The sequence below is a fragment of the Chengkuizengella sp. SCS-71B genome (assembly GCF_040100845.1).
Classification (GTDB): domain Bacteria; phylum Bacillota; class Bacilli; order Paenibacillales; family KCTC-33759; genus Chengkuizengella.
The window spans coordinates 3978886-3991647 of sequence record NZ_JAZHSH010000001.1; the positions used below are offsets into that span (position 1 = coordinate 3978886).

Genomic DNA, 12762 nt, shown 5'->3' on the forward strand with positions numbered 1-12762 from the left:
CTTTTCTTATTTAAGCCACTGTTTGTATATTTGTTCAGCTATAGCTCTCATCATTAATGGAGGTACACTCATACCACAAACATACTTAGGAGATGCATCCAAGAAAGCATAGTCTTTAGGGAAAGACTGAATGTTTAATATATCCTCTTTGGAAATGTAACAAGGTTCATCATATCTAATCACCTCTCCATTGCTTGTTAAAGTTTGTGATATCATTTCGTCATTTAATAAGTTTGTGTTGAAATTATTCTCTTTTCCTTCTGTCCTTGCTGTAATATCTCCTATATTTGTGTCTGAGGGATTTCTTCTTAACCATCTACGATATGTTTTCGTGTTTGGGTTTAATGGGGTTCCTTTTCCACTCTTAAACTCTTTATATTTTATTGGTCTTTCATTGAACTGTAATTTCAATTTAGGGAAGTTTAAATCTTTTCTGTAAGAAATAAAGAATATTCTTTCTCTCCTTTGTGGTACTCCCATTGTTGCACTGTTTAACTTGAATATCTGAGTTACATATCCAATGTTAGTTAGTTGTTTAATAATTTGGTTCACATATCCTTTTGCATTACCTCTAACAAGTCCAACTACATTTTCAGCAACGATTACTTTCGGTTTAAATTTCTCGGCTACATCGTTGAAATCAAAAAAGAGATCATCCAATTGTTGCTTGGCTTGACCTTCTCTAAATTTCTTTTCTTTCCCCCACACTTCCTCTCTTTGACCTGACATCGAAAAGGTACTGCAAGGAGGTGATCCGTCTAATATATCTAACTGAAATAGTTCCGTTGGTAATTCTTCATTCGGGATTTTTTTAAATTCTCGAATATCCATCAAGTAAGAATGTTTGGGTTTATGGTTATGCCTATATATCTTCATCATTTGTGGATCTATTTCACAGTTTCCAATGACATTGAACCCTGCTAATTTATACCCCATCGTAGAACCTCCACCGCAACTAAAACAACTAAATACATTTAATCCATTATGTTTTACTTTTACTAAGTCTGATAATCTCCAATCATATGTTATCTTCATAATCCATAACCTCAATCAAATTGAAATCCGCATTTAGGACATTGATGTGTAAATTGTTCATCCGCAAAATCATTTAAATTCAATTCCTGATTATCCGTAATATCACCGATTTTAAATTCTCCAGCTTTTAAGATTTCATTCAATTCATCTTGATTAAATCCTGAAATACTAAGGTCAATAATCCCTTCCAATTCATTCAATAAGCCTTCAAGTTTGATCTCATCCCAATCACCCTGAACTTTGTTTAATGCTAGGTTAGCAGCCTTTTCTTTTGTGTCGTCCATTTCTACGATGACACATTCAACCTCTTTTTGTCCTTGTTCTAACAGAATTTTAAATCTTTGATGACCACCAACAAGGTTCCCAGTTGTTTTATTTAAGATTAAAGGTTGTAAAATTCCAAATTCTTCAATCGATGTTTTTAATTTTTCATATTCTGCATCTCCTGATTTTAAATCTATTCTTGGGTTATAAGACGCAGGGTTAATTTGCTCAATAGATATGTTCTGTATATTCATAATCTACCTCCAGTTTTATATAAAATACCGTCCCTCAAAATCCCAAGCGTTGGGAAAATGAAAGACGGCTATATGGAGAAAAAGGTTAGGATTAAAATTATTTCACAATATCATAGTAACATGGTTGTTATGGCAAAGAAATGAACTCTTTTTGACACACTTTTCTAATAGCGCAATCTAACCGCGTCTACCCCAAATATCAGTACCGATAAGGTTTTACACGCTTCGTTGATGTCGCGATATACTGTTCTAACGTCTATTAACTGACATTCAGCAATTTGTTCTGCTGTAAATTTTTCTTCTGAAATGTACATCATTTCAATAATTTTATACCTTCGAATTTCTTCAGGTCTATTAGATTTTTCACATAGAACTTGATATATCCCAAGCATTTTTTTAATGAATTGGACAATGGTTAAAGTCCTCTGCTTACTTCTCTTTATGGACTCTATGGCGATCTCTTCAGTGTAAAGCTCGTCTAACACTTGCATCTCTATTTCTTCAATCTCATCTTTCAAATCCTCACAATGCAAGAGAAATGATCGATAATTTTTTAATAACAGCTTAGTGTTTCGTAATCTGAAATCTTTCTTTACCTTTTGTTTTTTCTGTTCTTCTTTCTCCAAAAATTCTAATGCAGTCTCAATTGCAACTTTCGTAATTCTTTCAACCAGCTGTTCATTTTGATTTACTGTCATTCTCCCACCGCCTCTAGTAGTTTATTTAAATACCACTGTGCTTTTTTAAGATCCTCCTTACCGTTTTTATGCTCGTGTCTAGTGCAGTATTTCAACACATTCCCTAAGCAGTAGCCTTTAAATTGTTCACCTGTTAGCTTTGCCTGCATAAAATCAATGGTTTCAATGCCCCCAGTGACATAATGATTTGGACGGTTAACTGGATCATTCTGTTTTTCAGTTCTTTCAACTTTTTCTTCCGGTTTACATTCTAGTTCATCCTTGCTCAGCTTATGGGTGTGCATTTGAATCATTGCCACTTCCTCATCCTTTGTCTCTCTGATCCCCCAGCTATCTAGAAGGCTATAGAATTTCTTTTGTGGGATATCTAAAGATTGAAAAATAGGAGTTCTTTTTTCACCGTTCAAACGTCTAGATAAATATTGCTCTTTCGTAATGACCGCTGGGATTGGAGGGATCTTATTTTCTCTCTTTTGTTTCGTTTTATCCTTTTTATCCCACGATACTGTTGGTGGTTTCACATTATTTCCGTTGCTATCTCTCACCGATTCAACTTTAAGTTTGGCATATTTTTCACGCTCTTCTGATGTCATTTGTCTAGTTGTAACTGGACCTGCTCCAGTCCCTTTTAACTCGTTCTCTTTTTTTGGGATTGGTGTTCCTTCTCTTCTCACTTCTATCACTCCTTCACTTTTTCAATTCTTGCTTTAACGGCTTCCATCAAGGCATCTTGTCCAGTAGCTTTTCCATCTAAAGCATTCATGACATCTTCATCCATCGTGCCTTCTGTTACCAAATGGTGAACCACTACACTCCGTTTCTGACCTTGGCGGTGTAATCTTGCATTTGCTTGTTGGTACAATTCCAAACTCCAATTCAGTCCAAACCAAACAATCAAATTCCCACCATCTTGTAAATTCAATCCGTGTCCTGCTGAAGCTGGATGAACAGCAAGCATTTGAATATTGCCATTGTTCCAATCCTCTATGTCATCTGATCCCTTTCCTAGAGTTCGGGTAAACTTAAATCTATCTTGGATCCGTTCCAGATCATGCTTGAAAGCATAAAATACTAAAATGGGATGTCCGTTAGCTGCTTCGATTATATCTTCTAGTGCATCGAGTTTGGCTTCATGAATCTCTTTTACACCTCGCGTCTCATCGTATACTGCACCATTTGCCATTTGTAAAAGTTTGTTTGATAGTACAGCTGCCGTATTGGCAACTACATCCCCATCTGCAAAAGGTAAAAGTAAATCTCGTTCAAGCTTTTTATATTGTTTAGTTGATTCATCATTTAGTTTGATAGGAATGATTCTATCCATACGTTCTGGCATATCTAGCCAATCCTCTGCACGCATACTGACAGCAATATCTGAAATCTTTTCATACACATTTTTCTCTGCTTCAGGTTTAGGCTTCCACTCATACACAACATGAGAATTGTTTTTGTCCCTTTGACCTGCGTTTAAATATCGATCACGAAATCTAGTAATGGTTTTACCCAACCTTTCTCCTTGATCAATTAAATACATCTGTGACCACAAATCCTCTAATCCATTTGGGGTAGGTGTTCCGGTTAATCCAATGACACGCTGCATCAAAGGTCGAACCCTTTTTAATGCTCTAAACCGTTGGGATTTACTATTTTTAAAACTAGATAGCTCATCGATTACAACTGTTTCAAATGGCCAATCTTTCCCCGTCATACTCACCAACCACGAGACATTTTCACGATTCATTACATAGAGATCAGCATCTGCATTTAGCCCTCTCTCTCTTTGCATTCGACTACCAAGAATCTTAGAGATCCTCAAATGTTTCAAATGGTCCCATTTTTGCGACTCACGGCTCCATGTATCATCTGCCACTCGAAGAGGTGCGATCACTAGAATTTTAGAAGCTTCAAAAGTATCAAACAACATTTGCTCTATGGCTGTTAGAGTGATCACTGTTTTGCCTAATCCCATCTCAAGCAGGAGGGCTATGGCTGATGTATCTAAAATTCTCTCGATGGCATATTCTTGATATTTGTGTGGTTTAAAATCCATTTCTGATGCTCCTCCACAAACTGTTTTATCTTTTCGACTGAATCAACTACATGTACTTTTGCATTTCGTTGCCCCAGTTCTTGTTTTCGTTTCAACTGTAGGGGTCCAAGTTTCTTGCCTGGTGCTTTCATTTCAACAAAAACGATTCTATTACCAGGAAAGATACATACACGGTCTGGTACACCTCTCAACCCAGGTGAAGTAAATTTCCAATACAACCCGCCGATGTTTTCAACTTCTTTTCTCAATCTCTGTTCAAGTCTTGATTCTCTCAACTCTATCACCTACCATATTTTAGGTGTGACAGTTCGCACTAAAACCCCTATACGCGGGTATATATGCGTTAGCATACGTATTGCGTGTACTATTACTATCCTATTTATTATTTATATATACCTATATATTTTACTGTCACTACTATCACAATTAACACTTAACTCTTGGTGCTATTGGTTTTTCAGTGTGACAGTAAAATCACTTTTAATGCCACATTTACTGTCACTACTGTCACACACCTATAATTTTTAATGTCACATGCTGTAACGTTTTTTTATACTTAATGTCACACCTTTTCGAATGTGGTTTGGGTGCCGTATAGTTTAAATCGTGTTCTATTAGGCACCCTTTCCTGCCAGTCTTTTGCTCTTCTTAACGTGTCGTATATACTCCGTGCCTCCCAAACACTAAATTTAGCTGGATCATTTCCAAGGCACTCAGCCCATATTTCAGCTGCACACACCCGTTTTCTTTCAATATCACCAGTGGGCTGTTCTAGGTAGTTTCTACGTGCGTAAACGTCCATCTGGTTCCAATTATCAGGTAAGGGTGTTTCAAGATAATCATGAATCATCCCTTCACGTGGATCACCTTCCATGTGGGCTTCTTGTATGCGTTCAGCTTCCAATGCAATTACTCTATCCAGCTTTAAATTTTCACCCCTCTCATACAGACTCAATGCTTCTGCCCATATTTGCCCTATGACTTCCTCACTTAATTTATCGAAATGATTCTTAGTTCGTTTTTCAGGGTTTATGGTCACTGGCCAAAACCGTCTATTCCCTGTGGTATCTTTTAAAAAGTTGTGATTATTCGTTGTTCCAAAAAACACACACTTCCTTGGAAACTCCGAAACTTGACGGTCATAAGCCACTCTATATTTATCATTTTCTTTAGAAAGGAATTGTTTGATCTCTTCAACTTCAGCCTTTTTCATCGCTGCAAGCTCACCAATCTCAAAGATCCAAGAGCCCTGCAAGTGTTCTCCTGCTTCCTTATTGTCAAACGTCCGTAAACTATCACTGAACCACTGCCTACCCATCATAGCTAACAAACTACTTTTTCCTGCTCCTTGTGGTCCAACAAGCACCAACATATGGTCAAATTTACAACCAGGTTCATACAATCGTTTTACAGCTGCTACAAACATTTTCCTTGTAACAGCTCGTACATAAGGTAAGTCATCGGCACCCAAATAATCAATAAACAATGTATCTAATCGTTTAACCCCATCCCATAATTGTTCTTCCAAGTACTCTTTAATAGGATGAAAGGCGTTTTGATGAACGACCTCAGTAAAGGCGTTTTTAATGGTCTCAGCGGATTTGAATTTATAAACTTTACCAAAATAGTGCAATAATCTTCGATCATCCGCACCGAGCCATGGCTCATAATCAGCTTGTTGTCTCTCACGTTTTCGCCAAGGTAGTTCACTTTTAATGACTTCTGTATTTCCAAACGCGTCATAAGCTAATGCATTTTCAAACATTCCATGTGTCATTATCACTTCTGCATTTAAAGCATTGGATAAAACCATTTTAGGATTCTTTGGATGCATTTCTAACTTTGACATCCAATCCAGATCTGTCTCGTCTAACTCTTCTAAATCGCCAAATTCATCTGAAATTATTTCTCGTTTTACTTTTGAATCATTTGCTGCGAATTCCACCATAGCCATGTAACTTGGAAGTTTTGTAATGTTGGTTTTCTCACTGACACCTTCATCTAAATCCTTAAATTTGTTCAAGCGAACCAGATCAAAAGCGTTGACCTCTCGCCCACTAATGGGATCCGATTCATGATGAGAATAAGCGAAAGTATCATGATCATAAACAACCACTCCACCATAAGAGGTTGAACCACTGTAGGTGTATCGGTCCTCTATTGTCGTTGGCTCATAAACTCCCTCCAAGAATGTCGCTATCGCTTCGCTTATGGAGTAGATCCTACAAAAAGCTCCAATGGCTCCATTCTTCTCACGTGGATCCTCCATCTTGCCACTGCTTGTCCTAAGATTTTTTTCATCTGGATGGCGTGGCCATTCAAAAGGATCACGCCAGTCGGTGTAATTTTGTAATACCTGGTCCACTTCTAAAGGTTCACCCGTTGATTCTTCAAATACAAAAGGTGCATCTTTGGAACAACTAGGCATATACATCAATCGGTGAACATCAAAGGTTGTTTTATCAAAGTACTCAATTCCAATCTGTTCAGCTAACTTTCGAGATACAGCAGCATATTCATCTGGTGACATTTCTCGATCAACGGGAACCACCAATCGATACTTTTGTTTAGTTGGTCGATGACTGTGTGTGGAATAAATGACATAAGCAGATCCACCTAAAACTAGGTCACAGTCTAGTAGAAAATCATCATCGGCATGGTCGGCATCTAAAGTAATGATCCACCGACTATCGATGTTCTCTTTCTTCCTACGACCTTTTTTAATCAGACCGCCAACATATGCAGGACCATCTTTGATTTTTCCCTTTTGTGCATTGGTCATCTGATCATATTCAGCCATCGTCTCTTCAGTTCTTCGGACATCACGTAGCTTCTCTACAAACTCTCCCCATTCCAAGTAATCAGGCTTCCAGTTTTTATCACTTCTATTTCTTCCGAATGAGATTTCAAGCATTATGTGTCACCCCAAATTCACTTCTACGCCCATAATCTTTGCATCTTCTATATAGCAGGATAATTCCTTTTCATGATTTTGAATATCAGACTCCAATTTATCACTTTGGTCTGCTACCAGTAATGCTACCTGCTTAACACATGTTCTATAATGAGAAAACATTTGTATATCTTCTCTTTTTTGTTTAATCATTACTTGTAAATGGTCGATTTTATCCATTACGATTTGATGGGGTTCTGTGTGTCTAGGGAGTAACTGATTTGAGTGTCGTTGAATAGCTGCAGATAAAAGCAACCCTTTTAAATAAGGTATCCGTTTTTCATAAAAACGTATTTCATCCTTAGTACATGCAATTAAATATTTTGTCCCCTCCATCATCTGAGATCGTTTCAATCGCTTCTTTAGTTGAGGTATTTTAATAGTTTTTATGTGTGTGATCTCTTCTCGAATCTTCTTTGATCCTTCAAGTGTCAAAACCACCTTTAACATTTCATTCCCTCCTAATCTTTCATATAGTAATTGGTTTCAAATCCGTCACCTCGAAGTGGTAATCCAGGAGCCCATTCTATCGGCTTCCCCATAATCTCCTCAATCTCTTCCATTGAGTTCAGTTCACACGGTTCATCAATTATTACCTCATCATGCACATGCATGACCATCTTATATCCATGAGCATCTAATCGAGTCATAGCTATAGCTAAACAATCTCTAGCCACAGCTTGAACTATATTCTCCACTAATTTCCCACCGTATGTGTCAAGTCGTTTCCATTGTCCTTGATCTCCTACACCCTCATAAGTTAATTTTGGTCTATTAAATCGTTTATCCATTTCTATTCTTGGACTCACATAGGCTAGTCGTCTACCTGAAGGAAGTTTGATAAACATACCACCTGTGGCATAGCTGATGGCTAAACCATGTTGAAGCTTTACCGTTCTTTTCTCCTCAACTGCCTTAATCGCTGCATTTCCTACGTCGTACCAAAACTTCTTTATTGCCTGATTTGCATTTCTCCAAGCATTCACAAGTGACTGTAAATCTTCTTCAGGAATCCCCATATCTAATGCCCCCATTTGAATTAATGCATTAGGACCCCCTTGATAACCAAGTGCCAATTCTGCAACTTTTCCTCTTTGCCTTAAATCTGAACCTTTATCAATAGATTCTATGGGAACCTTAAACATCTGAGCTGCCGATGCTTCATATATTTTCCCATGTGTATTAAAAACATCTAAACGCCACTGTTCTCCAGCAAGCCAAGCAATCACCCTAGCTTCAATGGCTGAGAAATCTGAAACAATAAACCTGTTACCCTCTGAGGGAATAAAGGTGGTTCTAATTAGTTGAGAAAGAATACTAGGTACGTTTCCAAATAGTATTTCTATCAACTCAAAATCACCATCTATCAGGAGCTGTCTTGCTAAATCAATGTCAGGAATTTTGTTTTTCGGAAGATTGTGAACTTGAACTAAGCGTCCTGCCCATCTGCCTGTTCGATTGGCACCATAAAATTGCAACAATCCTCTGACTCTACCATCCGAACATAAAGCCTTTTTCATGGTGATATATTTCTTAACTGAGGTTTTAGCCATCTCTTTCCTTAGCTCTAACACCCTGCGAACTTCTTCACTTTCTACTTCTTTTAAAAGTACTGGAACCGTCTCTTTGTTTAAACTCTTAACCTCAATACCTTCTTTTTCTGATATCCATTTTTTTAGCTGAGTTACACTATTCGGATTATCTAATCCGGTTAATTTTGATGCTTCTGCCATTTGTTTTTCTTGATAAGATGTATCACAGGTAATAGCGTGTTCCGCTAATACATGTTGGAGCTGTACTCCACGATCATTGATTTGCTGATCCAGCACCCAAAGCTTTTGTTCAAAATCAGGAACAGGGTGTTTTTCTAACATCTCTCTAATCTCACGTTCAGACTCAACATCTCTACGGCAATATTCAATGAAGTTCGACCACTTCTCAGGATCATGATGAGGTAGGTTCCGAGTCCTCCCTCCATTCTTTTTTGTAGCCTTACAAGGAACTGCAAAGTATTTTATGAGTGCTTTACCTGCACTATCTTTTTGAGCGTCCACCCTCAATATATTTCCGACTTTATCCAAACTACCAGGAAGACCTAAATAATAAGCATGAACCATGGAACAACGCCATTGATCAGCAGGCATTGGTACACCAAAATGTTTAGTAATACAAGTCCTTTCAAATGTCGCGTTCCAAGCGGTTTTAATTACATTTGAATCCGTCATGGCTTCCATTACCTCACTGGGAATATCCTCAAAATCTAGTAGATCAATCACAATAACTGGACCATCATCCCAAGCGTAAGCAAACAATGTAACCTCAAAGCTGTCACAATCCACATATCTATACATGCCTGCTGTTTTTAAATCCGTTTCACAATAAGTCTCTATATCGATGGATAGAATCTTATATCTTTTCATAAGTTATCTTCCGTTGCATAATTTCAGTGAATATTTCCTTGGTATATCCTCCAGTCACAATTAACGTAAGGTCTCCCGAAAATACAAGTTTTAATTCATCGTTAAATTTATCAACATCTATAAGGTCTAATCCAAGTAAATGTTTTTTAATTTCATCTGTTTCATAATTACCCATCCCTTAAAGCCTCCAATATTTTTGATAGAAAAGGGGATTCCGTTATGAATCCCCACCGTGAGTTGTTATGCTAAGAAATCCTCATCATCTTCAATCTCAACCTCAAAATCTTCATCTGAAAAATCATCATTTACACTGCTTCGACCACCAAGGAAATCACCATCTTGAACTTTAACGACATTGTTTAACCCTGCGGCTATACCTCGATTTCCGTTTACGTTAAATGGGTAAATATTGAGACTTACTTTTGCATAACATCCGGAATACACTTCGGTTGTATCTGTAATTTCTTCAAACTTCGTTTTTCCATCAGGGTGTTTACCAATTGGTTTTGCAACACCAGGTTTGTTCTTACTAGTCGCATTCAAGAAATAGTGACCTGCATAAGCTTCATCATCTGGACGTTCCTCATCTCCATCACGCAAAGGAGTCTTACAGTTAGCAGGAACTTTACCACCCCACTGACCTCTACCTTGTTCTTTTGCTGCGTCCACAGCTGCCTTTATTTTTCTTAAAGTTTCCTTATCACTCTTAGGAATTAAAATAGATGTACTGTACTTTTCGTCTCCTCCATTGATAGACTGTGGTTGAAATATGTTTACATAAGATAAACGAACCTTTCCTGTTACTACTTTTGTATTTGTAATTGCCATTTTTACATTTCTCCTTTAATTTTTATTTAAGCCATATCGGCAAATTCTGATTCGATTTCGGATAATGAAGATAAAGCAGGACGCTTGTCAGATTCAGTAACTAAAACGGGTTTCCCCTCTGGTTTAATAATTAAATCTTTTAAAAGCTCATTGAATCGTTTTTTACCGACCAAATTTTCCATGGCTGTGATTCCTAGTAATTTTTTCTTCGTAATTTTATTTTCCTCGTACCCTTCTAAAATTAAAGTATCTTCAACTTCTTTTTCATCTCTATATTTTCTATTACTTCTACCAGTCACTAACTTCCATCCTGGATAGATGATTCCATGGTTTAAAGCTTGATCAAAAGCATAGTCCTGAACTTCTCCAGCCCACTTTTTCAACTCATCAGCTTTTGCTAATACATCTGCAATTTCTTCAGTAGATAGCAATGGTGGATCCTGAAATTCATATTCCAACAATTCAAGGTTTGCCATTGCTCTTGCTCGGCAGTGGCTTCTTGCTTTGCAAAATTTGCAGTGATCCCCTGCTTTAAATGAAGGTCTATTTGAAGTTGTTTTCTTTGCGCCCGGTTTTACCACGATTTCTGCCCATTTCAATAACTCTTCTGCACTGAGCGTTTCTGTTGTAATGTTATCTAAACGTGGTTGGACAATTGTCATACTGATTTCATCCACACCATATAAAAATTCAAATTCATGCAATGCACCAAGACCGTATAATCTCATCTGTGAATTACCAAATGCAGAGACTTGTACACCTTTTCCATACTTCAGATCAATGACATCAACATGACCTTCTGCAATAATCACCACGTCACCCGTACCGAAATTATTGGGTGGTACCCACTGAGAGAAGTCTAATTTTTGCTCTAGTAGCACAATTGCATCCGGTGTTTTTGCTTTAGCAGCATTAATCCGTTCAATCACAGTGTCTACATAGTTTTGAACGTAATCCTCCATCTCTTGTGAATAGAAGGATGCAAACTGTTCATTTTGTTTAAGTTTCTTTAACTCAGCGTTATATGTCCGTTTTTTAATTTCGCCCATATGCAGCTGTAGTTTTAGTTCAGATAATTCATGTGCAGCTGTCCCCTCATCCGCATAACTTGAAGATGTATCAGGGAACATTTCTTCTAATCGAACACTACCAGGGCACGCTAACCACCTGCTTGACCCTGAAGCTGATAACTTGGCATGTGCCCTTTCTGAATGAGTACTACTCATAGTGCCTCTAAAGCAGACATAAACTCTGCACTACGTTCTTCTGGAACAGATGTAATATTTTTCACTTCAAATTTAGTAAGCAATGCTTTGACCTCTTCACGTTTACCAGATTTACTTACCTCTGCTGCTTTCGCCCTTAACTCTTCAGGTTTAAATGTTTTGACCTGGGAATCACTTTTATCTTCTTTTGTTTCTTTTGAATCTTGCTTAGTTTCAGGTTTCTTTCCCTTTTCTTCTTTAATAGATGTATTTTTATTGCTTGTTGCCTTCCCACCCATAGCAACCGCTAGATTATTTACTGCACCAACTAATTCAGGTGCATCAATTTTAATCGTAATTTGCATATATAAATGCCTCCTCGTTAATTTCTTTAATACAATATTTACAAACATCCTTATCGTTCCATACGTGGATACTTAGTGGATCTACTTCCTGACCACAGACTTCACACTCTGGGGGAAGGAGCAGGACCTTAATACCATGTCTTAAGTCAAGTGTTTTCATTGCATTTCACTAATAATCTTCTCTTGATTTTCAACAATAACTTTTACACAATTCATACAAATAAGCGTTTCGGGATATAGCTTATTCATAGGGCGATCCACTCGACCGCAAGTAACACAACCTGCATGAAATTTTTTAAGAACAGCCTTTTCCTTGTCCGCGAATATTTCAAGTGGATCCCCTTCTCTAATACCCATCACACGTCTCAATTCTTTAGGAATCACAACTCTACCTAAATCATCAATCCGTCTTACAATACCTGTAGCTTTCATATACATTTCCCCTTTCCACTAACCTTGTGGTATACTGTAGGCAATTAAATTCTTTTTTTATTGTGTGGGCGTTAACTGTTGCAGCAGTTTAACGCTTTTTCTATGATGTTGGTTATTCACGCTAAGACCGCCTCCCATGTACCAATCTGTACTCTCCTTGCAAACTCTTGAAAACTAATTCCATACTTTTCTTCAACATTGAAATGCTCAAAGTATTTTCTAAGTTTTTCAACTCTATCGCCAGTCATTTTCTATCAC

15 protein-coding genes are annotated in these 12762 nt (G+C 37.5%); all 15 read right to left on the bottom strand.

Annotation, left to right across the window (positions count from 1 at the left end; translation table 11 throughout):
• Positions 1 to 6 precede the first annotated feature (6 nt).
• The 15 genes from VQL36_RS19340 to VQL36_RS19410 all read right to left on the bottom strand — a co-directional run bounded on the left by VQL36_RS19340 (position 7) and on the right by VQL36_RS19410 (position 12752).
• Entirely contained in the window at positions 7 to 1035 is a 1029-nt protein-coding gene (locus tag VQL36_RS19340) for a DNA cytosine methyltransferase (protein ID WP_349250871.1), read from the bottom strand.
• 11 nt (positions 1036 to 1046) lie between these two features.
• Positions 1047 to 1553: a ParB N-terminal domain-containing protein gene (locus VQL36_RS19345; RefSeq protein WP_349250872.1), complete on the bottom strand. Its 507-nt coding sequence runs from the start codon at positions 1551 to 1553 to the stop codon at positions 1047 to 1049.
• A gap of 164 nt (positions 1554 to 1717) precedes the next feature.
• Positions 1718 to 2251: an HTH domain-containing protein gene (locus tag VQL36_RS19350; protein ID WP_349250873.1), complete on the bottom strand. Its 534-nt coding sequence runs from the start codon at positions 2249 to 2251 to the stop codon at positions 1718 to 1720.
• On the bottom strand, positions 2248 to 2925 hold the full coding sequence (locus tag VQL36_RS19355; protein ID WP_349250874.1) for a DUF3310 domain-containing protein: 678 nt from the start codon (positions 2923 to 2925) through the stop codon (positions 2248 to 2250). The genes VQL36_RS19350 and VQL36_RS19355 overlap by 4 nt, the downstream gene beginning before the upstream one ends.
• Before the next feature lie 5 nt (positions 2926 to 2930).
• Positions 2931 to 4301 (bottom strand): DEAD/DEAH box helicase, encoded by a 1371-nt coding sequence (locus VQL36_RS19360; RefSeq protein ID WP_349250875.1) that lies wholly within the window; start codon positions 4299 to 4301, stop codon positions 2931 to 2933.
• Positions 4250 to 4576 (bottom strand): VRR-NUC domain-containing protein, encoded by a 327-nt coding sequence (locus tag VQL36_RS19365; RefSeq protein ID WP_349250876.1) that lies wholly within the window; start codon positions 4574 to 4576, stop codon positions 4250 to 4252. Before VQL36_RS19365 ends, VQL36_RS19360 begins: the two co-directional genes overlap by 52 nt.
• A gap of 287 nt (positions 4577 to 4863) precedes the next feature.
• Positions 4864 to 7215: a virulence-associated E family protein gene (locus VQL36_RS19370; RefSeq protein ID WP_349250877.1), complete on the bottom strand. Its 2352-nt coding sequence runs from the start codon at positions 7213 to 7215 to the stop codon at positions 4864 to 4866.
• A gap of 6 nt (positions 7216 to 7221) precedes the next feature.
• On the bottom strand, positions 7222 to 7704 hold the full coding sequence (locus VQL36_RS19375) for a hypothetical protein (RefSeq protein ID WP_349250878.1): 483 nt from the start codon (positions 7702 to 7704) through the stop codon (positions 7222 to 7224).
• An 11-nt stretch (positions 7705 to 7715) separates the two neighbouring features.
• A complete protein-coding gene (locus VQL36_RS19380; protein ID WP_349250879.1) occupies positions 7716 to 9674 on the bottom strand; it encodes a DNA polymerase in 1959 nt (652 codons plus the stop codon).
• Entirely contained in the window at positions 9661 to 9849 is a 189-nt protein-coding gene (locus tag VQL36_RS19385) for a hypothetical protein (RefSeq protein WP_349250880.1), read from the bottom strand. Before VQL36_RS19385 ends, VQL36_RS19380 begins: the two co-directional genes overlap by 14 nt.
• Positions 9850 to 9914: 65 nt before the next feature.
• Positions 9915 to 10502 (bottom strand): DUF2815 family protein, encoded by a 588-nt coding sequence (locus VQL36_RS19390; RefSeq protein WP_349250881.1) that lies wholly within the window; start codon positions 10500 to 10502, stop codon positions 9915 to 9917.
• Between the two features lie 26 nt (positions 10503 to 10528).
• Positions 10529 to 11728 carry a DUF2800 domain-containing protein gene (locus tag VQL36_RS19395; RefSeq protein ID WP_349250882.1) on the bottom strand — a complete coding sequence of 400 codons (1200 nt, stop codon included), beginning with the start codon at positions 11726 to 11728 and terminating at the stop codon, positions 10529 to 10531.
• Positions 11725 to 12072 carry a hypothetical protein gene (locus VQL36_RS19400; RefSeq protein ID WP_349250883.1) on the bottom strand — a complete coding sequence of 116 codons (348 nt, stop codon included), beginning with the start codon at positions 12070 to 12072 and terminating at the stop codon, positions 11725 to 11727. Before VQL36_RS19400 ends, VQL36_RS19395 begins: the two co-directional genes overlap by 4 nt.
• 156 nt (positions 12073 to 12228) lie before the next feature.
• Positions 12229 to 12504: an AbrB/MazE/SpoVT family DNA-binding domain-containing protein gene (locus VQL36_RS19405; protein WP_349250884.1), complete on the bottom strand. Its 276-nt coding sequence runs from the start codon at positions 12502 to 12504 to the stop codon at positions 12229 to 12231.
• Between the two features lie 116 nt (positions 12505 to 12620).
• Positions 12621 to 12752 (bottom strand): hypothetical protein, encoded by a 132-nt coding sequence (locus VQL36_RS19410; RefSeq protein WP_349250885.1) that lies wholly within the window; start codon positions 12750 to 12752, stop codon positions 12621 to 12623.
• Positions 12753 to 12762 lie beyond the last annotated feature (10 nt).

Bases quoted from the DNA above. Each gene is read 5' to 3' on its own strand.
- VQL36_RS19380 (WP_349250879.1), bottom strand. From the start codon at position 9,674: ATGAAAAGATATAAGATTCTATCCATCGATATAGAGACTTATTGTGAA.
- VQL36_RS19395 (WP_349250882.1), bottom strand. From the start codon at position 11,728: ATGAGTAGTACTCATTCAGAAAGGGCACATGCCAAGTTATCAGCTTCA.
- VQL36_RS19405 (WP_349250884.1), bottom strand. From the start codon at position 12,504: ATGAAAGCTACAGGTATTGTAAGACGGATTGATGATTTAGGTAGAGTT.
- VQL36_RS19360 (WP_349250875.1), bottom strand. From the start codon at position 4,301: ATGGATTTTAAACCACACAAATATCAAGAATATGCCATCGAGAGAATT.
- VQL36_RS19350 (WP_349250873.1), bottom strand. From the start codon at position 2,251: ATGACAGTAAATCAAAATGAACAGCTGGTTGAAAGAATTACGAAAGTT.
- VQL36_RS19345 (WP_349250872.1), bottom strand. From the start codon at position 1,553: ATGAATATACAGAACATATCTATTGAGCAAATTAACCCTGCGTCTTAT.
- VQL36_RS19375 (WP_349250878.1), bottom strand. From the start codon at position 7,704: ATGTTAAAGGTGGTTTTGACACTTGAAGGATCAAAGAAGATTCGAGAA.
- VQL36_RS19400 (WP_349250883.1), bottom strand. From the start codon at position 12,072: ATGCAAATTACGATTAAAATTGATGCACCTGAATTAGTTGGTGCAGTA.
- VQL36_RS19390 (WP_349250881.1), bottom strand. From the start codon at position 10,502: ATGGCAATTACAAATACAAAAGTAGTAACAGGAAAGGTTCGTTTATCT.
- VQL36_RS19340 (WP_349250871.1), bottom strand. From the start codon at position 1,035: ATGAAGATAACATATGATTGGAGATTATCAGACTTAGTAAAAGTAAAA.
- VQL36_RS19410 (WP_349250885.1), bottom strand. From the start codon at position 12,752: ATGACTGGCGATAGAGTTGAAAAACTTAGAAAATACTTTGAGCATTTC.
- VQL36_RS19385 (WP_349250880.1), bottom strand. From the start codon at position 9,849: ATGGGTAATTATGAAACAGATGAAATTAAAAAACATTTACTTGGATTA.
- VQL36_RS19370 (WP_349250877.1), bottom strand. From the start codon at position 7,215: ATGCTTGAAATCTCATTCGGAAGAAATAGAAGTGATAAAAACTGGAAG.